The following is a 22,234-nucleotide window of genomic DNA, read 5'->3' on the forward strand; positions in this document are numbered from 1 at the left end:
CATGATCATGGGTCAGGATTCGACGACCACCGGGATGATCATCGGGCGACGACGCAGCCTGCCGCCAACCCACCGGCCGATCGTGCGCCGGATGGTCTGCTGCAGCTGGTAAGTGTCGGCGTTGCCGCCCACGGCAGCCTGCTCCACGGCCTTGACGAGTTCCGGCCGGATCTCGTCGAAGACGCTGTCGTCTTCGGCGAACCCGCGCGCGTGGATCTCCGGGCCTCCGGTCACCTTGCCGGTCACCGAGTCGACGACCACAACAACCGAGATGAAGCCTTCTTCACCGAGAATCCGTCGATCCTTCAGCGACGCCTCGGCCACCCCGCCGACGTTGGATCCGTCGACGTACACGTAGCCGCACGGCACCGCGCCGACCACCCGGGCTTTGCCCTCGATGAGGTCGACGACGACGCCGTCCTCGGCCAGCGCTACCCGCTCTCGGGGTACCCCGGAGCGGATGGCGACCTCGGCGTTGGCGGTCAGGTGGCGTGCCTCCCCGTGAATCGGCATCACGTTGCGCGGCTTGACGATGTTGTACGCGTAGAGGAGCTCGCCCGCGGCAGCGTGCCCTGAGGTGTGCACCATGGCATTGCCCTTGTGGACCACGGTGGCTCCGGCGCGGGTCAGGCCGTTGATGACGCGGGACACCGCGTTCTCGTTGCCCGGGATCAGGGACGAGGCGAGGATGACGACGTCGTCCTGTGCGATGCGGATGGCAGGGTGGTCGCGATTGGCTATGCGCGACAGCGCGGCCATCGGCTCCCCCTGTGAACCGGTGGACATCAGGACGATCTCATTCGGCGGGATGTCGCCGATGCTCTTGAGATCGACGAGCGTGCCGCCGGGCACCGTCAGATAGCCAAGATCGCGGGCGATACCCATGTTGCGCACCATGGACCGTCCGACGAAAGCAACCTTCCGTCCGTGCTGGACCGCGACATCCAGCACCTGCTGCACCCGATGAACGTGGCTGGCGAACGATGCGACGATGATCCGGCCCGGCGACGCCGCGAAGGTGCGGTCGAGCACGGCGGCGATATCGCGCTCGTAGGGTGTGAATCCCGGCACCTCGGCGTTGGTGGAGTCGACAAGAAAGAGGTCGACCCCGGCATCACCCAGGCGGGCGAAGCCGTTGAGGTCGGTCAGCCGGCCGTCGAGAGGCAACTGATCCATCTTGAAGTCGCCGGTGTGCAGCACCACGCCGGCCGGAGTTCGGATCGCCATCGCCAGGCCGTCCGGAATGGAGTGGTTGACAGCGAGAAACTCGACATCGAACGGGCCGAACTGCTCCTGCTGCCCCTCCTTGACTTCGAGCTGGTAGGCGTTGATCCGGTGCTCCTTGAGCTTCGCCTCCACCAGGGCGAGCGTCAGACGGGAGCCGACCACCGGTATGTCGGCCTTCTCCCGCAGCAGGAATGGCACGGCACCGATGTGGTCCTCATGGCCGTGCGTGAGCAGGATGGCCTCGACGTCGTCGAGGCGGTCCCGGATGTAGTCGAAGTCCGGCAGGATGAGATCCACGCCCGGCTGGTGGTCTTCAGGGAACAGGACCCCGCAATCCACGATCAGCAACCGGCCGGCATGCTCGAACACCATCATGTTCCGGCCGACTTCGCCGAGGCCGCCCAACGGGACAAGCCTCAGCGCATTCGGTGCTAGAGGATGTGGTTCGGGTAGTTCGGGATGCGGATGGCTCACAGCACTCCCGCCTCGGAGAGGTCAGCACGCAACTGCTCGACCTGCTCGTCGGTGGCGGGGAGAAGGGGCGAGCGCATCTGGCGGCTCGGGATGACCCCGAGTGCCTGGACAGCCGCTTTGGCCATTATTGCTCCTTGTGTTCGGGTCATGATGGCGCGCACCGCCGGTATGAGCTGCCGATGCAGCCGGAGTGCCCGGGCGAGGTCACCGGAGTCGACGGCGCGGGTCATCTGTGCGTATTCGCGGGCGGCGACGTGGGCGACTACGCTCACCACACCCACCGCCCCGTGGGTGAGCAGTGCCAGATTGAGTGCGTCCTCGCCTGAGTAATACGCCAAGCCGGTCCGGGCCATGACCTCGGAGGAGGCGAAAATGTCACCCTTGGCGTCCTTGACGGCGACGATGCGGTCGTGTTCGGCCAGCCGGTAAAGAGTCTCGTTGGCGATCTCGACACCTGATCTGCCCGGGATGTCGTAGAGCATGACCGGCAGGCCGGTGGCGTCTGCTACGGCGCTGAAATGCCGCACCAAGCCCTCTTGCGGCGGCTTGTTGTAATAAGGCGTGACGACGAGCAGGCCGTCGGCCCCGGCTTTCTCGGCCGAGCGCGCCAGATCGACCGAGTGGTGGGTGTCGTAGGTGCCCACGCCGGCGACGACCTTGATCCGGCCCTTGGCGGTATCGACCACCGCGCGCAACAGCGCGTCCTTCTCCGCGTCGGAGGTGGTGGGACTCTCGCCAGTGGTACCGCTGAGCACCAGACCGTCGCAGCCGCGCTCGATCAGATGCTCGGTCAGTGCCGCGGCACCATCGAGGTCGAGACCGCCGTCGTCGTCGAACGGGGTGACCATCGCCGTCGTGACGCGACCGAACGGCGCCGACGCAGGCATGCCGGTGGTCGCCGCAGCGAGGGTGAAGAGCTCGTCGGCCATGCACCGAAGGTTACCGCGTCACCGGCCCGGACTTGCATTCCGGCATGCCAATTACGGCACGGCGGCCGCTGACGGTTGGCCGGGCGGTGCTAAATTGCCACGGTGCGGCAATACCTCGACCTTCTCGACCACGTGATGTCCCACGGCACCAGCAAGTCTGACCGCACGGGCACCGGCACCCTCAGCGTGTTCGGTCACCAGATGCGCTTCGACCTCAACGCCGGATTCCCGGCTGTCACGACGAAGAAGCTGCACATGAAGTCCGTGGTCCTGGAACTGCTCTGGTTCCTGCGCGGCTCCACCAGCGCATCCTGGTTGCAGGAGCGCGGCGTGACCATCTGGGACGAATGGGCGGGCCCCGACGGTGACCTCGGTCCCGTCTACGGCTACCAATGGCGTTCGTGGCCGGCGCCGGACGGCCGGCACATCGACCAGATCGCCCAGGTCATCGAGGCGATCCGGACCAATCCGGACTCCCGTCGGCACATCGTCAGCGCATGGAACGTCGCTGACATCGACGACATGGCGTTGCCGCCCTGCCACACCTTGTTTCAGTTCTACGTGGCCGACGGACGGCTGTCCTGCCAGCTGTACCAGCGCTCGGCCGACATCTTCCTCGGTGTCCCGTTCAACATCGCCTCGTACGCGCTCTTGACGCACATGATCGCCCAGGTGTGTGATCTCGAACCCGGCGACTTCGTCCACACTCTCGGAGACGCCCATATCTACCGCAATCACCTCGACCAAGCCCGCACGCAGCTCGAACGCGAGCCCCGCAGGTTGCCGACATTGCAGCTGAACCCGGCCCGGCGCTCGATCGACGAGTTCACTTACGACGACGTCGAGTTGGTCGGCTACGACCCGCATCCCTCGATCAAGGCGCCCATCGCGGTATGAACACATCGGTGCCGTCCGGCCGTGCCACAGTGACGCTGCTCGCGGCCGTCGCCCGCAACGGCGTCATTGGCGTCGACGGCGGTCTGCCGTGGCGGCTGCCCGGTGACCTGCCCAGGGTCAAGGCGCTCACGACCGGGCATGTGCTGGTCATGGGGCGCAAGACCTTCGACTCCATCGGCCGCGCGCTTCCGGGCCGCACAACCGTGGTGGTGACCCGACAAGCGGGATGGTCGGCCGCCGATGTTCAGGTAGCCTCGTCGGTCGCTGCGGCACTGGAGCTAGCCGCCGCCGTCGACGACCACATTTTCGTGTTCGGCGGCGCCGAAATCTACGCGCAAACTCTTGCGCGGGCCGATCGCCTGGAACTCACCGAAGTGCACGCCGAGCCGGCCGGTGACACCTACTTCCCCGCCGTTGACTGGTCCGAATGGGTGGAAGTAGCCCGGGAACGCAAGGACGGCTTCGACTTCGTCACCTACGAGCGCGCGGCTCGGTAAGCCCAGGGAGCGGGCCGGACGCGCCCGCAGATCCGGACGCGTCCTCAGATTCGCATGCGCCGTCAGATGGCGGCCTGGCGCACCTCTGCGTAGTGACACGCGGACGGGTGACCGTGGTTGAACCGGTCGAGCAGATCCGGGTCTTCCTCGGCACAACGCTCGTCGGCCTTCCAGCACCGAGTACGGAAGTTGCACCCTGACGGCGGATTGACCGGGCTCGGGACATCGCCCTCCAGGACGATGCGGTTGGCCTTCGACGCGGCGGACTCGTCCGGATCCGGGTTGGGCACCGCCGACAGCAACGCCTGGGTGTACGGGTGGGTGGCGTTTTCGTAGATGGAGTCCTCGTTGCCGAGCTCGACGATCCGGCCGAGATACATGACGCCCACCCGGTCGGAGATATGTCGGACCACGGACAGGTCGTGGGCGATGAAGATGTAGGAGAGCCCGAAATCGTCCTGGATCTCCTCGAGCAGGTTCATCACCTGTGCCTGGACGGAGACGTCGAGCGCGGAGACCGGCTCGTCGCAGATGATGATCTTCGGTTGGAGAGTCAGGGCCCGGGCGATGCCGACCCGCTGCCGCTGACCGCCGGAGAACTGGTGCGGATAGCGATTCACCATCCCCGGATCCAGGCCCACCCGTTCCAGCAGGTCCTGTGCGCGCTTCTTGCGCTCACGGCGGGTGACGACGTCGCGGTGGATCTCCCACGCCTCGGTGATGATGTCGCCGACCGTCATCCGCGGATTCAGTGAGCCGTAGGGATCCTGGAAGATGATCTGGACCTCACGGCGCAGCTTGCGCATCCGCTTGGCGGACATCGAGAAGATGTCCTCACCTTCGAACATGGCGGTGCCGGCGGTGGGTTCCTCGAGCCGGACGAGTGTCTTGGCCACCGTGGACTTGCCACATCCGGACTCACCGACGATACCGAGGGTCTCCCCACGCGCCAGGTCGAACGACACGCCGTCGACGGCTTTCACGGTGTCGATGGACCCTGCCCCCAGCAGTTTCCGGCCGATGGGGAACTGCTTCACCAAGCCCTCGACCTTGAGCAGCGGCTCGCTCATCACGAAAGCACCTCCTCGGCGAAGTGGCACGCACTCCGGCGGCCCGGAAGCACCGGCCGCAGCGGCGGCGGATCCACGTCGCAGGTACCGGGCCGCATGTACGGGCACCGCGGATGGAACGGACAACCAGCTGGAATGCGCGACAGGCTGGGCGGAGCGCCCTTGATGGGAATCAGCTGCTGGCCCTTCTGGGTCACCCGCGGCATCGACGTCATGAGGCCCTCGGTGTACGGGTGGGCCGGGTTCTTGAAGACGCTGGCGACGTCACCTTGTTCGATGACCCGCCCGGCGTACATGACCGCCACCCGATGCGCCACATCAGTGACCACGCCGAGGTCATGGGTGATCAGGATCAGGGCCATACCCAAATCCCGCTGCAGTTCCTCCAGCAGATCCATCACCTGCGCCTGGACCGTCACGTCCAGCGCGGTGGTGGGCTCGTCGGCGATGAGAATCTCCGGATCGAGCGCCAGTGCCATGGCGATCATCGCCCGCTGCCGCATCCCGCCCGAGAACTGGTGAGGGTAGTCGTCCACCCTGGCCGCCGAGTTGGGGATCTTGACCAGGTCCATCAGCTCGATAGCCCGGGCCCGGCTCTCACGGCGGGACATCTTCCGATGCACCCGAAGCTGTTCGGCGATCTGCCAGCCGACGGTGAACACCGGGTTCAGCGCCGAGAGCGCGTCCTGGAAGATCATCGTCATCGACTGGCCGCGTACCCGTTTCTGGAGTTGCTGGTCGGCCAGCAGATCGGCACCGTGAAACCGGATCTCGCCACCGGTCACGAACCCCGGTGGGCTGTCGATGATCCCCATCAGCGCCTGCGCGGTGACACTCTTGCCCGAGCCTGATTCACCCAGAATCGCCAGCGTCTCGCCGCGGCCGAGCGTGAAGCTCACCCCGTTGACGGCGTTGACGACTCCGTGGGTGGTCCTGAACTCCACGGAAAGGTCACGCACCTCGAGCAGCTCACTCTCCGGCGCGAGCACCACGTCAGGCTCCACCGCGGGTCCGGTCATAAAGGTTCGATCCTTACCGTAGCTTGGGGTCGAGTGCGTCGCGCAGCGCGTCGCCCATGAGGACGAACGCGAACACCGTCAGCGCGACGAAGACGCCTGGGAAGAACAACAGATGCGGGTCGGTCATGATCCTGGCCCGAGCTCCGGCCAGCTGGAGCCCCCAGGAGATGGACGGCAGCTGCAATCCTACGCCCAGGAACGTCAATGACGCCTCGGCGGCGATGATCAAGCCGACGAACACCGTGGAGTAGACCACCAACGGCGCCAGCGAGTTGGGCAGGATGTGTTTACGCATGATCCGGTAGTCACTGCCGCCGAGCACCTTTGCCGCCGAAACGTAGTCGGCGTTCTTCGCCGACATCACCGAGGAACGCATGATCCTGGTCATGATCGGCCAGCTGAACACAATCAGTACACCGGCCACCTGGGGAATCGCTCGACGCTCGATCACCGACAGGAAGACGATCGCACCCAGCAGGAACGGCAACGCGAACACCAGATCGGCGAAGCGCGAGATGATCGCGTCCTGGACCTTCCCGTAGTAACCGGCCACCAACCCGAGCACGACGGCGACGAAGGCTGACAGGAACATCACGGCCAGACCGATCGCGATCGACGCACGGGCACCGTAGATCACCCGGGCGTAGTAGTCACAGCCCTGCAGATCGAATCCGAACCAATGGTCGGCGCTCGGCCGCTCCAGCGACCGGGAAAGGTCGCATGAGCGTGGATCCGTACCGGTGAACAGCTGTGGGGCGATCGCCATCACGACGAACAGAACGACCAGCAAGGCCGAGATCACGAAGAACGGGTTGCGCCGCAACTGCTTCCAGGCGTCACCCCAGAGGCTGGCCGAGTCGATGTGGCCGCCACCGGTCTGCGCCGTTTCCTGCGAGGCGGCCCGGTCTTGGCTTTGCGCCTCAGTCATATCGAATCCGTGGGTCTAGATAGGCGTACAGGACGTCGACGATCAGGCTGAGCGTCACGAAGATCAGTACGAACAATGTCACGATTCCGACGACGACGGTGCCCTCCTGGGCGCCGATCGCCCGGAACACCTCGCCGCCCAATCCTGGCAAGTTGAAGATGCCCTCGATGATGACGGTGCCGCTCAACATCGCTCCAAGGTCGGCGCCGAGGAACGTCACCACCGGAATCATTGAGTTGCGCAGGGCATGCCGACCGACCACCCGTGATCGGCTCAGCCCCTTGGCTGTCGCAGTGCGCACGTAGTCGGCCCGCAGATTCTCCAGTAATGACGTCCGGAGCAGCCGCGCGATCAGCGCCATCGATGTGGAGGCAAGCATGGCGCCCGGCAAGACATAGCTGTACCAGCCTTGTCCTGTCCCGGCGATGGGAAACCAGCCGAGGTGTAAGCCGAACACCACTTGGCCGATCATGGCCAGGACCAGAGTCGGGATCGCGACCAGGACGGTGGTGGACACCTGCACCAGGGAGTCGAGGAAACCCTGCCGGCGCAATGCCGCCAGGATGCCCGCGATGCCGCCGATGACGGCCTGGATGACAAACGCCGTCAGCGCCAGCTGCGCCGTCACTGGCGCCCGTTGACCGATAATGTCGCTGACCGGCCGCCCGGTGAAGGTCATCCCGAAGTCCCCCTGAACCAGAGCCAGCATGTATTTGCCGTACTGGATCAGGAGCGGGTCGTCGAGGTTGTAGCGGTCGCGCAGAGTCGCCTGCACGGCCTCGCTCATCGGCCGATCCCCGGACAGGGCCCGGATCGGATCGCCTGGAATGGCGAAGACCAGAGCGAAGATGATGAACGTCGCCCCGATGACCACCGGGATGAACTGCAGCAACCGCCGAATCAGGTAACCCCTCATCGCGCGCTACCACCACTCTCGCGAAGGGCCGCCCAGACGTGCTGGGCGGCCCTTACTGGCGATATCTGGGTCACTCCGTGACCTGAACCTGCTCGACTCGGGGGAAGGTCCGCGGGTCGATCTCGACGTTGCTCACGCGGTCGCTGAACACGACAGTACGGGTCTCGTACCACATCGGGATCACCGGCATGTCCTCCAGCAGGATGTCTTCAGCCTGCTGATAAAGGGCATCGGCTTCCTCCGGCGACGGCGCGCCGTTGGCCTCCCGGATCAGGTTGTCGAACTCGTCGTTCGCATAACCCGTGTAGTTCGAGCTCTGTCCGGTCGTGTAGATCGGCTCCATCGCGTACTGCGGGCTCGGGTACGAGAGCACCCAGCCGAGCCGGAACGGGCCGGTGACCTCTTCGTTGTCGTGCAGGTCGAGGTACTGGGCGAACTCGAGGCTCTCGAACGTGACGTCGGTGACGCCCAGGTTCTGCTGCCATTGGTTGGCGACAGCCTCGGTCCAGTCTTCGTGCCCCGCACCAGAGTTGAAGTAGACCGTCAGCTCTTCAGGACCACCGGCTGCCTCGTACATGTCGGCGGCGGTGTCGGGGTCGTACTGGCAGTAGTTGCAGGCGTCTTCCCGGTGCTGGGCCAGCACCGGCGGGATGACGGCTGTGGCCGGGGTGCGCGCACCGCTGAAGATGGCGTCGATGATCGCCTGGCGGTCGATCGCCATCGACATCGCGTGCCGGATGTCCGGGTCCTGGAACTCGTCCTGGTACAGCGGCAGACCCATGTAGGTGAACGACGACGTGTCCGCCCGGAAGATGTTGTCACCGAAGTCGGATTCCACCGTCGTTTCCCGCTCCGGCGGGATGCTGTAGAGAACGTCCAGGTTTCCGGCCTGCACATCCAGGTACGCGGTGTTGATGTCGTCGTAGATGCGCCACACGATGCGGTCCGCGAGGCCCGGGTTGTCGGCCGGCCAGTCCTCGTACCGGTCCATGGCGATCTGGACGTCGTGCTCCCAGGAGCCGTCGATCTCGTACCGGCCGTTGCCGACGGGAGCCTGCTCGAAGGCTTCGATGTCCTCGTAGGCCTCGTCCGGCAGCGGGTAGAAGGCGGTGTAGCTCAGCATGATGGGCAGCGGGGAGAACGGCACCGTGAGCTCGATCTCGAGCGTGGTGTCGTCGATGACCCGGACGCCCTCCATCTCATCGGCGTTGCCTTCGACGACGTCCGCATAACCCACGAAGTTGTCGAAGAAGTTGGAGTTCTGCTGGGCGTTGTCCGGGTCGACGACCCAGTTCCAGGTGTCAGCGAACGTCTGCGCCGTCACCGGGTCACCATTGTGGAAGGTGAAGTCGTCACGCAGGTTGAACGTCCAGGTGACGTTGTCGTCGGTGTCCCAGTCGGTGGCGACGACGCCATAGGCCTCGCTCGTCTCATAGTTGACCGCGGTGAGCCCGCTGAACAGCTGCTCCAGCACCATACTTCCACACACCTCGGTGGAGTTGCCAGGTACCAGGAACTGGGGCTCACAGGTATAGGCGGTGAACTCGCCGCCAGCCTCTGCGGCTTCGTCCGGCGCGTCGGCGCCGGGTTCACCGTCGTCATCACTGCCACATGCGGCAGCCAAGAGCGCCACAGCCGCGGCGAGGGCTGCAACTCTCGTTGCGTGTTGCTTGATCATCACTGCGAATACTCCTCATAGGTGGAGCAGGGGTGCTGGAGGCTCCGAACATACCCACGAAAGGCCAACCAGATCAAAATGAGAGACGGGTAATGCGCAGGTGTTACATATCTGATATGTTCGCGCGCCGCACATCGGCACGACCTCACCGGCAGCAGGGAAGGATCACCCCCAGCTTCACGAGCGGACCGGCCGCGGCGCATTGGCGCTGAACGCACGCGAGCGCGCGTCGGCCAGTTCGTGCATCACCTCAGCATGCCAACGAGGCGCGTCGTGACCCACCAGGCCACGGACGATCCTGTCGGACAAGAACGCGAGTTCGGTGATCACCGTTTGATATTCGGCGACGGCACGCGCCGCCTTCGAACCACCCGAACGGGCCGCTGTGCGCCGCCACCGCCGTCGGGCCCGCATCGACGTCAGCCACGGGACTTCGTCCTTCCCGATCCAGCCGGCGGCGGCGAACCTGGGCAACTGCTCGGCGATGATGCGGCGTTCGCGCCTGCGTTGCCAGAGCGCGAGACCTGCCATCCCGGCGAAGAGTGGCACCATCACCATCAAGTAGACGGAGAAGAACGCGCTTCCGTCGTTCCACACGGCCGCACCGTTCCAGAGCGCATGTAGAGCGACAGCCACGACATAACCCAACGCGGGAAGCAGCAGCCGGGCGCCAACACGGCGCCGCCGGGCCGCCAGGCCCACCGCCACCCCGATGAAGACCGTGAACAGCGGATGGGCGAACGGCGTCACCACCCCGCGCAAGACGAAGGTCAGCCACCCTTCGGACATATCGATGTCGAAGGCCCGGCCCAAGTACAGGATGTTCTCGACGAAGGCGAAGCCGGCCGCCGTCATTCCCGCGTAGACCACGCCGTCGACGACACCGTCCAGTTGCCTCCGGTTGAAGAACAACATGCCTAGCAGAAACAGCCCCTTGAGGGCTTCTTCCACCACAGGCGCCGAGATCACGGCAGAGGCGTTGGGACCGTAGGTCACCCCGACTGCCGAGTTGATCAGCAGCGCGCCGAGAGTGGCCACACCCGCGCCCCAGAGAAAGGCGAACAGCAGATTGTGGCCGGGTTCAGGCTCCCATCGGTCAAGCCACAGGAAAGTGCTCACCAGCACCATCACCGGCAGCAGCGCGAGAACCGCAGCCACGATGACCGCCTCGCGAGACACCTCCGTCACCGCGATCCCGATGACAGCAACGCAGCAGACAGCGGCAAGAACAGCACCCAGAACCGGCCACAGCACCCAGCGCCGCTGTTGCACGACGAACGGCTGGTGATGCGGCTGAAGAACTACCCCCGAATCAACCACCCGCTGAGCGTATAGGAATCACCCGATCCTCGTGACCAGGGCTTCGGCATGATCCACGGGCCGGCACCGCATCCTGCCCACGCGCACCGGCCGCCCGGCTTGTCGCGTCGTGCCGGACACGCGACATGACGCCCGCAACGTATTTCAACCCACATTAGGTGCGGATTACTCATCCGTTTACCCGATGGGACTCCGGTTACGGATCTGGATAATTCGTGGCATAGTGATCATGGGCGGAGGGGAGAGTCGCTTCCGGGGGTTCTATTCAGACTCGACCTTCACTGTGCGCGCGCTGCGAAGGGAGAGCCCTGTGACAACAGACGGCCGACAACGCGGACTTCCCGTCCCACCTGATCAACCGGTCGATCTCGACGAAGCAGAAGCGTTCTTCCAGCTCAGGGCCGCTGAGGATCCCTCAGCTCCGGACCCATTCACCCGACTCGCCGCAGCCGTACGAGAACACAACGAACGTGGAGTATTCACCCACACAACCGCGGAACTCGAGTTCGGTGCCCGAGTCGCATGGAGAAATGCGAATCGATGCATTGGACGGTTGTACTGGCGGAGCCTGGTAGTCCGTGACCGCCGTCACGTGCGCTATCCCGATTCCATCGCCAATGAGTGCATCGAGCATCTCCGGCTGGCCACCAACGGCGGCCGGATTCGACCGGTCATCACCATTTTCGCGCCGGACGAGCCTGGGCGCGCGGCGCCCCGTATCCGCAACGAGCAGCTCGTGCGCTACGCCGGATATCGCAAGGGCGACGTGATCATGGGTGACCCACATTTCGAATCGTTCACCCGTTGGGTCGAAAGCCTCGGCTGGGCCGGGAAGGGCACCGCCTTCGATGTGCTGCCGCTGGTGATTGAGACCGCCAAAGAGGGCGTGACCTTGTTCGACATTCCCGAGGACGCCATCCTCGAAGTCGAGCTCAGCCATCCGGATCTACCCTGGTTCGCCGACCTCGGGCTGAAATGGCACGCGGTGCCCGCCATCTCGGCGATGCCACTTCGCGTTGGCGGGGTGACATATCCGACGGCCCCCTTCAACGGCTGGTACATGGGCACCGAGATCGGCTCTCGCAATCTCGTCGACCCCGACCGCTACGACATGCTCGAGACCGTCGGCCGTCGGCTGGGATTCGACGTCAGCGACACCCGTTCCCTGTGGAAGGACCGCGCACTGGTGGAGATCAACCGGGCGGTGATTTCTTCGTTCGACCAAGCCGGTGTGAAGCTCGCCGACCACCACGCCGAATCCGAACGTTTCATGGCGTTCGTGGCGAAGGAGCAGAAGGCCGGCCGCACACCCACCGCCGAATGGTCCTGGGTGGTACCGCCTATGTCCGGCGCGTCGTTGCCGATCTATCACCAGTACTACGACGAGTCGCTTCACCTCCCCGGATTCCTGCCTTCGGTCGAATGGTCGCCACCATCCACCGACTGGGGTGGTGGCTGCCCGCACAAGCCGGACCCGTCGAGCGCCGCCGGCACGGGTGGGCCGTCCGGCCCGGCGCAGCCCGCCGGCACCAGTTGACCGGGCCCGCCGTTCTCCGGTGCCGACGGCCTCTCTAGGGTTGGAGGCGTGGCTGACTCCGAGCATCCCGTCGCCGACAAGAGCGTGCGCATCGCCTGGGCGGCGGACGCCGAGGCGATCGGCCGCGTACAAGCCCGCGCGTGGATGCGTTCCTACGCCGAACTGCTTCCCCAGGCGGTGCTGAACCAGATCGACGCATCGACGTTCGGTGAATCCTGGCGGCACGCCGTCACTCGCCCCCCGTCGGCCCGGCACCGGGTGCTGGTCGCCCTCGACCATGGCGACGTTTCCGGATTCGCCGCCACCGCGCCGTCGGAGGATCCGGACGCCGCGCCTGACGACGGCGAGATCGTCGCCTTTCACGTCGATCCTGACGCGCAGCGCTCGGGCCACGGGTCACGGTTGATCGCCGCGGCTGCCGACACCTTGCGGGCCGATGGGTTCCACCGGGCTCACATGTGGCTCGTGGTGGGCGACGACGGCCTGCGCACCTTCCTGGAGTCGGCCGGCTGGGCACCCGACTCCGCACACCGCACACTCGATCTCACCGGCGACGGCAGCGCCACACTCCGCCAGATTCGGCTGCACACCGATCTGGGAACCTGACCGCTCGTCGTGAGTGGTTGAGGGATAGGTGTAGCTGGGGCGACACCTATCCCTCAACCATTCTCGCCGCTGCCAGCCCTGGCGAGATACGCCATCCCACGCGGTGAAAGGCGGTAGCCCACGGACAAGCTCTCCGTCAGCCCGAGATTCTTCAGCTTGCGTACGTCTAGCTTGAAGTCCGCCCGCTCGCGGTTCATCATCTCCGCCAGGTCACCCGCGCGTCGTTCCGGATGCTGGGCGATCAGCCGCATGGTCGGGCGAGTCCACGCCCCATGTTTGGACGCTCGATCCAGCCGGTCGAGCCGGCGATCGATCTCGGCGACATCTGATTCGTCGAGTTCGGCGTCGGCAGCGAGCTCGGCCCGGGGATCTGGTCGCTCGGCCAGCCGGAACCGGATCCGGTACACCGGCTGGCCGGCTTCGCCCCTGAGATCGGCGACGAGGGCCGCGGCATCCGGGTAACCCGCGGCGACGGCGTCGTCGTCACTGATCGAGGTGGTGTCGACGACATCAACGGCGACGACGTCGAGCATCCCAGCCGCGGACCGGTATGACCGCCCCGCCAACACCTGCGCCCGCTTCCAGCGGCGGAACGTCACGGTGACAGATCCGTCGGCTATTCCGGCCCAGAACCGTTTCTCGAACAGCATGCCCTGAGCGTAGTGGCCAGCCGCGGGCCCCGGCCCCTCACGCAAATTGACCGTGGGCGAATCCGTGTCGGTGTTGCAACATCCGGCTATGGCCGACACGGTGGATGTAGTGGTGACACTCACCGTGAGATCGAGCGTCCCACAGACATGGATAGCAAGACGACGCCCTGGGGGCAACGTATGTTGGCACTGACCGAGCAAGCCGCAACCGCGATCCGGAACCTGAGCACACAAGCCGGCGACACCGAGGAAATGGGGCTGCGGATCGCGGCGACCACCACCGACGACGGCAGCCGGACGTTCGCGTTGTCGATGACTGACCAGCCGGAGGCTCAGGATCAGGTCATCGAGGCAGGCGGCGCCCGGGTCATCATGGACGCTGGAGCGGCGCAGGAACTGAACGACAAAGCGCTGGACGCCGAGATCGGCCAGCAAGGCGAGGTGCAGTTCGTCCTCGCCGAACAAAGCGCCTGATCTATCTTGCCGTGAAGGACTGTCGGTCCTGGCCAGCCAGTACAGACAGTCCTTCACCGGTAGGACACCGAGCGGGTAGTGGTTGAGTCTGGCTGAGGGCCAGACCCGATGCCTCACTGGCGCCGGTAGAGCGTTATGGCAGTGCGCGCCGCGTCGCGCGCACGTGATCGGTCGCCGGCGTCGTCGTAGGCCAGCGAGAGCCGGAACCACGTCCGCCAGTCGTCCGGTTCCGCTTCTGTCTCCGCGCGACGCTCAGCGAACATGGCGTCCGCAGCGTCGCGCTCAGCTCGTCCGCTGGGCCGTCGCGGGAGCTCGTCCACCGGCAGGCCACCCTCGGATTCGAGCTGGCGAGCCAGTCGCTGGGTCCACCAGCCGAACATCAGGGAGCGCCACAGCACCCAGGCGCCGATCAGCACAAGAACCATGACGGCCAGCCCGATCCCCACCCCAGCGGCTGTTCCGGTCTGGATCAGCAGGACTCCCCGCCACAACACCAGCACCAAGAACGCGGCGACCAGCGCGGACATGGTGATGGCCCATACCCTGTCCCGGCCCGGCGTTGGGCGGTGGCGCGGGGTTTCGTCGCTCACAGGTCCAGGAAATGCTCGAGACCGACAGTGAGCCCGGGGTGCCCGACCACGTTGCGCACTCCGATCAGCACCCCCGGCATGAACGACACCCGGTCGAAGGAGTCGTGCCGGATGGTGAGTGTCTCGCCCACTGAGCCGAGCAGCACTTCCTCATGCGCGACCAAACCGCGCAACCGGACCGCATGCACCGGCACGCCTTCCACGTCGGCGCCACGTGCACCTGGGAGTGAACTCGTGGTCGCGTCCGGCGCCTCGGGTAGGCCGGCCGCACGCCGCGCCTCGGCCATCAGCTGGGCGGTGCGCACCGCCGTGCCGCTGGGGGCATCGACCTTGTCGGGGTGGTGCAGCTCGACGACCTCGGCGGACTCGTAGAACCGAGCGGCCTCGGCGGCGAACTTCATGGTCAGGACGGCTCCAAGGGCGAAGTTGGGCGCGATCAGCACTCCGGTGGCCGGGGAGCCGCCGAGCGCGTCGCCGACCGCTGCCAGCCGCTCGTCGCTCCAGCCGGTGGTGCCGACGACGGCGTGCACGCCTCGCTCGACCGCGTGCAGCACGTTCCCGAGGGTTGCGTCCGGCACGGTGAAATCGACGGCGACTTGGGCGCCTGCGAGGTCACCGAGGTCGTCGCCGACGTCGTACCGGCCGGCCAGCTCCAGGTCCCCGGCGGCCTCCACCGCCCGGCAGACCTCGCTGCCCATCCGGCCTGCCGCACCGATCACCGCCACGCGAATAGTCATGCGCACCAGTGTCGCCGACGTCGGCAGCGCCTCGTCGCCCGCCCCCACCCCAGGGTGATCGTCAGTATGTTGTGGCTGCGATACCACGACCGCGACGCACTGACGATCACCTCATAGCAGCCACAACGTACTGATGATCACCAGGAGGCAGCGAGATGGCGCCCCGCCCTCGGCGGGTTGGGTGAGGGTTGGGGGTGTGGGTGTGGGTTGGGGCGGTCAGGGCCAGAGCTGCTCGTTGAGGTACTCCGCCAGCGGCCAGACGCCGTCGCTGGTGTTGGAGATGACGGTGAAGGTGAGCATCGACGATGGATCGTGTGCGCTCTGGAACGAGACACCCGCGTCGCACCCTTCCAAGATCACGACATCCTTCGACTCATGCAGCCAGAAGCCGAGGCCGTAGCGCTTTGACTCCTCAGGAACGTCGCTTCGCGGTCGAACCATCTCGGCGACCCACTCCGGCGACACGATGTCTCCTGCCACAAACGCGGGCCAGAACGATCGGAAATCCGCGACGGTGGAGAACACCCCGCCGTCACCAGAGCCACGAACCGGAAGATGAAAAATGTTGGTGCGGGACACGTCCTCGAATGGCAAGTAGCCAACCGCTACTCGACCGGGCAGCTCGTCGCTGCGGAGGAACTCGGTATCGCGCATTCCGGCCGGCGCGCAGACGAGTTCCCGCACCAGCTGGTGGAAGGGGCGGCCGCCGACTCGCTGGGCGATCAGGGCCAGCACGACGTAGCCGCTGTTGCAGTAGGCGAAGCGTGCTCCCGGAGAGAATTTGGCCGGGAAGCCGTCCAGCACCGCGAGGTAATCCTCAGTGTCCACGAGCCGGTGTACCGGTATCGGAAGCACGTAGTCCGTGATCTCGAGATCGGACTCCTCGTCCACGTAGTCGCCGATGCCCGAGTGGTGTGCCAGCAGGTGTTCGACGGTGACCGCGTCGTCGATCAGCGGGAGGTCCGTACCGAGCACCGAGCGAGCGGAGGTAGTCAGGTCGAGCGATCCCTGTTCGATCAGCTTGACCACCGTCAGGGCGGTCAGGCCCTTGGTGCCACTCGCTATGCCGAACCTGGTGTCCATCGTGTTCGGGATCGCATATCCGCGGTGAGCGAGTCCGTAGGCGTTCTCGAAACGGCTGTCATCACCTTGGTGTACCGCCACGACGCCGGAGAAACCGGTGTTATGCGCCATTGCGTCGAGTTCACGCTCCCAGGAGGACATCGGCCAACCCTACTGGAGCACCGTGCCAGCGGGCTTCGGAGCGGAGCCAACACAGGGCAGCGTAAGGTGCATCTCATCAACTTGCCGTCCGACATGGAAGTAGCACCGCGGTGTTCAACATCGTCTTCTACGAGCCGAGAATCCCGCCGAACACGGGCAACGCCATCCGCATGGTGGCTGCCACCGGCGCTCATCTGCATTTGATCGAACCGCTCGGCTTCGACCTGGACGATGCCAAACTACGCCGTGCCGGTCTGGACTATCACGACCTCGCCAACGTCACCGTCCATGCCGACCTGGCGACGGCGTGGAAAACGCTCCTGCCGGCCAACGTCTACGCGTTCACCACCGACGGGTCTACTCGTTTCACCGACATCGCCTACGCGGCAGGCGACGTCCTGCTGTTCGGACCGGAACCAACGGGTCTGCCCGCCGATGTGCTCACCGATCCGGTGATCACCGCTCGAGCACGCATCCCGATGCTGCCCGGCCGCCGGTCGCTCAACCTGTCCAACACGGCCGCCGTCGCCGCCTACGAGGCATGGCGCCAGCATGGATACGCCGGCTCCTGAACGCGGTCTGCGCTCCCCTATGTGGTGTGCGCCACGCCTCGCCTGAGCTTCGTGGCCTCATGTAACGTCAAGCGCGGTTCCAGGCGGCTCAAGCGTTACGTGAGGCCACGAAGCCCTGGATGCCAGCTGTGAGATGATCAGCCGGTGCACATCAGGCTTCCGCAATGGTTGGCGCGGTTCAATCGGGTCGGCACCAACCGCGTCATGGGCCTGTGGGCTCCGTACTTGCCGCCATGGGCGGTGATCGGCCACCGCGGCCGGCGATCCGGGAAGGCGTATCGCACCGTCGTGTTCGCTTTCGTCCGCGGACGTACCGTCGTGATCGCGATGACCTACGGGCCCGCCGACTGGCAGCGCAATCTTGAATCCGCCGGCCACGGCGAGATCACCCGGCTCGGCACGACGCGGCCCATGACCAATCCGCGCGTCGTTGCCGGTGACGCCGCCGCGGAGCTTCCGCGGGGAACCCGGTGGACCGCACGCGTCTTCGGATCGGCGTTCGTCGCCGACCTCACGGGCCCTCAAGCCGAACCCGGCGAATGAACTGTGGGCACCGATATGCCGAGTTCGCCCTCCAGAAGGCTCCCCGAAAGGCCTCGACACTATGCGCTTCACTTCTGAAGAGTCATCCGCCGGTGTCTGCGAACAGCTCTTTACCCTTGACGAGATTCCCGGCGTGCTGTGGACGCCCGAAGGCGCTGCGGGTACTCGCCCCCTGATCTTGATGGGACACGGCGGCGGTGAGCACAAGAAGGCGCCCGGCATCGTCTCCCACGCACACCGATTCGTAGCCGAATATGGTTTCGCGGTGGCAGCGGTCGACGTGCCCGGTCATGGCGACCGGCCAACGGAAGAGGAGTACAACCGAATCGCGGCGGAAAACCGGGCTCGGGTCGAGGCCGGAGAAGAGTTGGCTCCCCTGGTCGCCGGTTTCCAGGCGCTCGTCGCGCGTCAGACCGTCCCGGAATGGCAGGCGGTGCTGGACGCCATCCAGCGACTCGAACATGTCGGCGCCGGCCCGGTGGGGTACTGGGGTGTCTCGCTGGGCTGCGGACTGGGCGTCCCGTTCGTTGCCACGGAACGCCGGGTCCGCGCCGCGGTGCTGGGTCTGGGCGGGGCACTGGCATCGGCGAGCGCCGCGGCGAAGATCAGCGTTCCGGTGGAATTCTTGCTCCAGTGGGACGATGAACGGGTGCCGCGTGCCCAGGGCTTGGCGCTGTTCGACGCCATCGCTTCAGCCGAGAAGACGCTCCATGCCAATCCCGGCAAGCATGACGAGATCCCGGCGTTCGAGATCGACAGCACGCTGCGATTCTTCGCCCGTCATCTGAGCTGATGCCGCCACTTGCCGTGGGTGCGGTTCAGCTGAGCGCGGCCTCGAAACGTCCGGCGTCGTCGAACGGCCCGACGACGGCCAGCGCCGGCGCACCCGTCAGCACCTGAGCGGCCAACTGCCGCACGTCGTCCATGGTGACCGACTCGATGTGAGCCAAGAGCTCGTCGACGCTCAGCAACTCGCCGTAGACGAGCTCAGCTTTCGCCAATCGGCTCATCCGGGCGCTCGTGTCTTCGAGCCCCAGCACCAGGCCACCACGCGCCTGGCCTTTACCGCGCGCCAGTTCCTCGTCGGTGATACCCGATGACGCCACCTCCGCCAGCACCGAACGAGTCAGCTCCAGCACCTGGTCAGCCTTCTTCGGCTGGCAGCCCACGTACACGCCGAACATGCCGGCGGGCGCGTGCTGGGCGGCGAAGGAATAGACCGCGTAGGCCAAGCCACGCGACTCCCGGATCTCCTGGAACAGCCGCGAGGACATCCCGCCGCCCAAGGCGGCGTTCAGCACGCCCAGGGCGAACCGGCGTTCGTCGTTCCTGGTCAGCCCGGGGACGCAGAGCAGCAGATTGGCTTGTTCGGTGGGCCGGTGTAGTAACGCCACACCGGTATCGGTGGGTGGCGGTGAACCCCCGATGCGCGGCGGCGCCGGAGGGTCGTCGCCCGTCAGCACATCACCCACAGAGAACGCGTCGGAGACGAGTTTGACCACGTGATCGTGCTGGATGTTTCCGGCCACCGATACGACGATGTTAGGCGCCCGGTAATGCCGGCGGTAGTAGCTGTGCACGGTGTCACGCTGCATTCCGCTGATGCTCTCGACCGTGCCGAGGATCGAGCGCCCCAGCGGCGTGTCACCCCACATCCGCGCCGCCACGAGGTCGTGGACAGCGTCCGAAGGGTCGTCGTCGCGCATCGCGATCTCATCGAGGACGACGTCTCGTTCGTTGTCGACTTCGGCCGGCTCGACCAGCGACGACGTCACCATGTCCGCCAGCACGTCAACGGCCAGCGGCAGGTCAGAGTCGAGCACCCGCGCGTAGTAGCAGGTGAACTCCTTGGCCGTGAACGCGTTGATGTCACCGCCGACGGACTCGATCGCCGAGGAAATGTCCAGCGCGTTGCGCCGAAGAGTCCCCTTGAACAGCAGGTGCTCCAGATAGTGCGTGGAGCCGGCTTCGTCGGGCAACTCGTCGACAGACCCGATGCCCACCCAGATGCCCACGGCCGCAGAGCGAACCGTAGGCACCGCCTCGGTCACTACACGCAAACCGCCGGAGAGGACACTGCGACGCACTAGCGCGCCGGTGTCCTCCCCCAGCAGGGTCTGAACGGTTCCCGAGCTCACTCCGCTCCCGGTGCCGCCTCGGCTGCTTCCTCCACCACCGGCGAGAGGGACAGCTTGCCGCGGTCGTCGATCTCGGTGATCTCGACCTGGAGTTTCTGGCCGACCTCGACGACATCGTCGACGCTCTCGACCCGCTTGCCACCGGCAAGCGAGCGCAGCTTCGAGATGTGGACGAGTCCGTCCTTGCCAGGCAGCAGCGAGACGAACGCACCGAAGCTCGTCGTCTTGACGACGGTACCCAGGTAGCGCTCGCCGACCTCCGGCATGGTCGGGTTGGCGATGTCGTTGATCGCCTTGCGGGCGGCCTCGGCTGCCGGGCCGTCGGCCGCGCCGATGAAGATCGTGCCGTCGTCCTCGATGGCGATCTCGGCACCGGTGTCGTCCTGGATCTGATTGATGATCTTGCCCTTGGGGCCGATCACGGCACCGATCTGGTCGACCGGGATGTTGACCGTGATGATGCGCGGCGCGTACGGGCTCATCTCGTCCGGATCGGCGATCGCCTCGGCCATCACATCGAGAATGGTCAACCGGGCGTCGCGAGCCTGGTCCAGCGCGCTGACCAGGACCGAGGCGGGGATGCCGTCGAGTTTGGTGTCGAGCTGCAGCGCCGTGACGAACTCCCGGGTGCCGGCCACCTTGAAGTCCATGTCACCGAAGGCGTCTTCGGCACCGAGGATGTCGGTCAGCGTGACGTAACGGGTCTCGCCGTCGACCTCGCCGGAGATGAGGCCCATGGCGATACCCGCCACCGGCGCCCGCAGCGGCACACCGGCGTTGAGCAACGACATCGTCGACGCACAGACCGAGCCCATGGAGGTGGAGCCATTGGAACCCAGCGCCTCCGACACCTGCCGGATGGCGTACGGGAATTCCTCGCGGCTGGGCAGCACGGGAAGGATCGCCCGCTCAGCCAGCGCGCCGTGCCCGATCTCGCGGCGCTTCGGGGTGCCGACGCGCCCGGTCTCACCGGTCGAATACGGCGGGAAGTTGTAGTTGTGCATGTACCGCTTGGACTTCTCCGGCGCGAGCGTGTCCAGCTTCTGTTCGAGGCTGAGCATGTTCAGCGTGCTGACGCCCAGGATCTGGGTCTCGCCACGCTCGAAGAGCGCGGAGCCGTGCGCCCGCGGGATGGGGCCGACTTCGGCGGACAGGGTCCGGATGTCGGTGAGCCCGCGACCGTCGATGCGCACCTGGTCCCGCAGCACGCGGTCCCGGACGACGCTCTTGGTCAGTGATCTGAAGGCAGCGCTGATTTCCTTCTCGCGTCCTTCGAACTGCTCCGCCAGCGACGCTTTGAGCTCACCCTTGATGGTGTCGAGGCGGGCCTCGCGCTCGGCCTTGGAGACGATCGATAGCGCCTCGCCCAGCTGGCTGCGAGCCGCCGATTCGACAGCGGCGAAGACGTCGTCGGAGTAGTCGAGGAAGATCGGGAACTCGCCGGTCTCCTTGGCCGCCTGCTTCGCGAGGTTCTGCTGGGCGGTGATCAGCGACATGATGAACGGCTTCGACGCCTCGAGGCCTGCGGCGACGATCTCCTCGGTCGGGGCGGTGCGCCCGTTCTGGACGTGCTGCCAGGTGTCAGCCGTTGCCTCGGCCTCGACCATCATGATGGCGACGTCGCCGTCAGGCAGCGCCCGGCCGGCCACAACCATGTCGAATACGGCTTCCGACAGCTGCGAGTGCTGCGGGAATGCCACCCACTGGTCGTCGATGAGGGCCACCCGGACCGCACCGATGGGACCGGAGAACGGCAATCCGGCCAGCTGAGTGGACGCCGACGCCGCGTTGATGGCCACGACGTCGTACAGGTGGTCCGGGTGCAGCGACATCACCGTGATGACGACCTGGACCTCGTTGCGCAAACCGTGCGCGAACGTGGGTCGCAGCGGCCGGTCGGTCAACCGGCAGGTGAGGATGGCTTCCTCACTCGGCCGGCCCTCCCGGCGGAAGAACGAGCCCGGAATCCGGCCGGCAGCGTACATGCGCTCTTCGACGTCCACCGTGAGCGGGAAGAAGTCGAGGTGTTCCTTCGGCTGGCTCGAGGCCGTGGTGGCCGACAGCAGCATGGTTTCCTCGTCGAGGTACGCGGCGACCGAACCGGCTGCCAGCCGGGCCAGACTGCCCGTCTCGAAACGGACTGTGCGAGTGCCGAAGCGGCCGTTGTCGATCACTGCTTCGGTGGAATGAATCTGTGGACCCGTCACG

General features: G+C 65.9%; 22 protein-coding genes. 8 read left to right on the forward strand and 14 right to left on the reverse strand.

Translation table 11 applies throughout. From position 1 onward, the window contains the following. Positions 1-12 precede the first annotated feature (12 nt). A complete protein-coding gene (locus F7O44_RS19510) occupies positions 13-1,701 on the reverse strand; it encodes an RNase J family beta-CASP ribonuclease (protein ID WP_162451964.1) in 1,689 nt (562 codons plus the stop codon). Beyond that, positions 1,698-2,630 (reverse strand): 4-hydroxy-tetrahydrodipicolinate synthase, encoded by a 933-nt coding sequence (gene dapA / locus F7O44_RS19515; protein WP_246221252.1) that lies wholly within the window; start codon positions 2,628-2,630, stop codon positions 1,698-1,700. The genes F7O44_RS19510 and dapA overlap by 4 nt, the downstream gene beginning before the upstream one ends. A gap of 102 nt (positions 2,631-2,732) precedes the next feature. Here dapA and F7O44_RS19520 point away from each other — a divergent pair, with 102 nt between their 5' ends. Next, positions 2,733-3,527 (forward strand): thymidylate synthase, encoded by a 795-nt coding sequence (locus F7O44_RS19520; protein ID WP_162451965.1) that lies wholly within the window; start codon positions 2,733-2,735, stop codon positions 3,525-3,527. Continuing rightward, the gene (locus tag F7O44_RS19525) at positions 3,524-4,024 is read left to right on the forward strand and encodes a dihydrofolate reductase (RefSeq protein WP_162451966.1); all 501 of its coding nucleotides are present in this window, start codon (positions 3,524-3,526) and stop codon (positions 4,022-4,024) included. The genes F7O44_RS19520 and F7O44_RS19525 overlap by 4 nt, the downstream gene beginning before the upstream one ends. A 62-nt stretch (positions 4,025-4,086) precedes the next feature. Here F7O44_RS19525 and F7O44_RS19530 read toward each other — a convergent pair whose 3' ends face one another. From F7O44_RS19530 to F7O44_RS19555, 6 genes are all read right to left on the reverse strand, one after another. Continuing rightward, a complete protein-coding gene (locus F7O44_RS19530; RefSeq protein WP_162451967.1) occupies positions 4,087-5,094 on the reverse strand; it encodes an ABC transporter ATP-binding protein in 1,008 nt (335 codons plus the stop codon). Then, positions 5,094-6,113, reverse strand: a complete 1,020-nt coding sequence (locus F7O44_RS19535; protein WP_162451968.1) for an ABC transporter ATP-binding protein — start codon at positions 6,111-6,113, stop codon at positions 5,094-5,096. Before F7O44_RS19535 ends, F7O44_RS19530 begins: the two co-directional genes overlap by 1 nt. Positions 6,114-6,126: 13 nt before the next feature. Continuing rightward, positions 6,127-7,041, reverse strand: a complete 915-nt coding sequence (locus F7O44_RS19540; protein ID WP_162451969.1) for an ABC transporter permease — start codon at positions 7,039-7,041, stop codon at positions 6,127-6,129. Beyond that, on the reverse strand, positions 7,034-7,957 hold the full coding sequence (locus F7O44_RS19545; protein ID WP_162451970.1) for an ABC transporter permease: 924 nt from the start codon (positions 7,955-7,957) through the stop codon (positions 7,034-7,036). The genes F7O44_RS19540 and F7O44_RS19545 overlap by 8 nt, the downstream gene beginning before the upstream one ends. Positions 7,958-8,027: 70 nt before the next feature. Next, a complete protein-coding gene (locus F7O44_RS19550) occupies positions 8,028-9,635 on the reverse strand; it encodes a peptide ABC transporter substrate-binding protein (RefSeq protein ID WP_162451971.1) in 1,608 nt (535 codons plus the stop codon). 177 nt (positions 9,636-9,812) lie between these two features. Beyond that, on the reverse strand, positions 9,813-10,955 hold the full coding sequence (locus F7O44_RS19555; protein ID WP_222851513.1) for a PrsW family intramembrane metalloprotease: 1,143 nt from the start codon (positions 10,953-10,955) through the stop codon (positions 9,813-9,815). 310 nt (positions 10,956-11,265) lie between these two features. On the opposite strand from F7O44_RS19555, the gene F7O44_RS19560 reads away from it, so the two are divergent. Both F7O44_RS19560 and F7O44_RS19565 read left to right on the forward strand, forming a co-directional pair. Continuing rightward, on the forward strand, positions 11,266-12,492 hold the full coding sequence (locus tag F7O44_RS19560; protein WP_222851514.1) for a nitric oxide synthase oxygenase: 1,227 nt from the start codon (positions 11,266-11,268) through the stop codon (positions 12,490-12,492). 48 nt (positions 12,493-12,540) lie between these two features. Then, on the forward strand, positions 12,541-13,098 hold the full coding sequence (locus tag F7O44_RS19565; RefSeq protein WP_222851515.1) for a GNAT family N-acetyltransferase: 558 nt from the start codon (positions 12,541-12,543) through the stop codon (positions 13,096-13,098). 53 nt (positions 13,099-13,151) lie between these two features. On the opposite strand, the gene F7O44_RS19570 is transcribed toward F7O44_RS19565, so the two are convergent. After that, entirely contained in the window at positions 13,152-13,748 is a 597-nt protein-coding gene (locus tag F7O44_RS19570; protein WP_162451973.1) for an ASCH domain-containing protein, read from the reverse strand. A gap of 147 nt (positions 13,749-13,895) precedes the next feature. Between F7O44_RS19570 and F7O44_RS19575 the strand changes: the two genes are divergently transcribed. Then, positions 13,896-14,222, forward strand: a complete 327-nt coding sequence (locus F7O44_RS19575) for an iron-sulfur cluster assembly accessory protein (RefSeq protein WP_162451974.1) — start codon at positions 13,896-13,898, stop codon at positions 14,220-14,222. A 113-nt stretch (positions 14,223-14,335) separates the two neighbouring features. On the opposite strand, the gene F7O44_RS19580 is transcribed toward F7O44_RS19575, so the two are convergent. The 3 genes from F7O44_RS19580 to F7O44_RS19590 all read right to left on the reverse strand — a co-directional run bounded on the left by F7O44_RS19580 (position 14,336) and on the right by F7O44_RS19590 (position 16,773). Beyond that, entirely contained in the window at positions 14,336-14,812 is a 477-nt protein-coding gene (locus F7O44_RS19580) for a hypothetical protein (RefSeq protein WP_222851516.1), read from the reverse strand. Beyond that, on the reverse strand, positions 14,809-15,549 hold the full coding sequence (gene dapB, locus F7O44_RS19585; RefSeq protein ID WP_174255960.1) for a 4-hydroxy-tetrahydrodipicolinate reductase: 741 nt from the start codon (positions 15,547-15,549) through the stop codon (positions 14,809-14,811). Before dapB ends, F7O44_RS19580 begins: the two co-directional genes overlap by 4 nt. A gap of 216 nt (positions 15,550-15,765) precedes the next feature. Further along, positions 15,766-16,773 (reverse strand): serine hydrolase domain-containing protein, encoded by a 1,008-nt coding sequence (locus tag F7O44_RS19590; protein WP_162451975.1) that lies wholly within the window; start codon positions 16,771-16,773, stop codon positions 15,766-15,768. Positions 16,774-16,883: 110 nt separating this feature from the next. Here F7O44_RS19590 and F7O44_RS19595 point away from each other — a divergent pair, with 110 nt between their 5' ends. The 3 genes from F7O44_RS19595 to F7O44_RS19605 all read left to right on the forward strand — a co-directional run bounded on the left by F7O44_RS19595 (position 16,884) and on the right by F7O44_RS19605 (position 18,681). After that, a complete protein-coding gene (locus F7O44_RS19595; protein WP_162451976.1) occupies positions 16,884-17,345 on the forward strand; it encodes a TrmH family RNA methyltransferase in 462 nt (153 codons plus the stop codon). Positions 17,346-17,489: 144 nt separating this feature from the next. Beyond that, positions 17,490-17,888, forward strand: coding sequence for a nitroreductase family deazaflavin-dependent oxidoreductase (locus F7O44_RS19600; RefSeq protein ID WP_162451977.1), 399 nt, complete (start codon positions 17,490-17,492; stop codon positions 17,886-17,888). A gap of 61 nt (positions 17,889-17,949) precedes the next feature. Continuing rightward, entirely contained in the window at positions 17,950-18,681 is a 732-nt protein-coding gene (locus tag F7O44_RS19605) for a dienelactone hydrolase family protein (RefSeq protein ID WP_162451978.1), read from the forward strand. A 25-nt stretch (positions 18,682-18,706) separates the two neighbouring features. Here the strand turns inward: F7O44_RS19605 and F7O44_RS19610 are convergent, their stop codons facing one another. Continuing rightward, complete coding sequence (locus tag F7O44_RS19610; RefSeq protein WP_162451979.1) at positions 18,707-20,026, reverse strand: insulinase family protein; 1,320 nt, start codon at positions 20,024-20,026, stop codon at positions 18,707-18,709. Continuing rightward, positions 20,023-22,233: a polyribonucleotide nucleotidyltransferase gene (locus F7O44_RS19615; protein WP_343073898.1), complete on the reverse strand. Its 2,211-nt coding sequence runs from the start codon at positions 22,231-22,233 to the stop codon at positions 20,023-20,025. Before F7O44_RS19615 ends, F7O44_RS19610 begins: the two co-directional genes overlap by 4 nt. Between the last annotated feature and the right edge of the window lies 1 nt (position 22,234).

Source organism: Phytoactinopolyspora mesophila, assembly GCF_010122465.1.
GTDB classification, from domain to species: domain Bacteria; phylum Actinomycetota; class Actinomycetes; order Jiangellales; family Jiangellaceae; genus Phytoactinopolyspora; species Phytoactinopolyspora mesophila.

Bases quoted from the DNA above. Each gene is read 5' to 3' on its own strand.
- dapA (WP_246221252.1), bottom strand. From the start codon at position 2,630: ATGGCCGACGAGCTCTTCACCCTCGCTGCGGCGACCACCGGCATGCCT.
- F7O44_RS19525 (WP_162451966.1), top strand. From the start codon at position 3,524: ATGAACACATCGGTGCCGTCCGGCCGTGCCACAGTGACGCTGCTCGCG.
- F7O44_RS19530 (WP_162451967.1), bottom strand. From the start codon at position 5,094: ATGAGCGAGCCGCTGCTCAAGGTCGAGGGCTTGGTGAAGCAGTTCCCC.
- F7O44_RS19535 (WP_162451968.1), bottom strand. From the start codon at position 6,113: ATGACCGGACCCGCGGTGGAGCCTGACGTGGTGCTCGCGCCGGAGAGT.
- F7O44_RS19540 (WP_162451969.1), bottom strand. From the start codon at position 7,041: ATGACTGAGGCGCAAAGCCAAGACCGGGCCGCCTCGCAGGAAACGGCG.
- F7O44_RS19545 (WP_162451970.1), bottom strand. From the start codon at position 7,957: ATGAGGGGTTACCTGATTCGGCGGTTGCTGCAGTTCATCCCGGTGGTC.
- F7O44_RS19550 (WP_162451971.1), bottom strand. From the start codon at position 9,635: ATGATCAAGCAACACGCAACGAGAGTTGCAGCCCTCGCCGCGGCTGTG.
- F7O44_RS19570 (WP_162451973.1), bottom strand. From the start codon at position 13,748: ATGCTGTTCGAGAAACGGTTCTGGGCCGGAATAGCCGACGGATCTGTC.
- F7O44_RS19575 (WP_162451974.1), top strand. From the start codon at position 13,896: ATGGATAGCAAGACGACGCCCTGGGGGCAACGTATGTTGGCACTGACC.
- dapB (WP_174255960.1), bottom strand. From the start codon at position 15,549: ATGACTATTCGCGTGGCGGTGATCGGTGCGGCAGGCCGGATGGGCAGC.
- F7O44_RS19590 (WP_162451975.1), bottom strand. From the start codon at position 16,773: ATGTCCTCCTGGGAGCGTGAACTCGACGCAATGGCGCATAACACCGGT.
- F7O44_RS19605 (WP_162451978.1), top strand. From the start codon at position 17,950: ATGCGCTTCACTTCTGAAGAGTCATCCGCCGGTGTCTGCGAACAGCTC.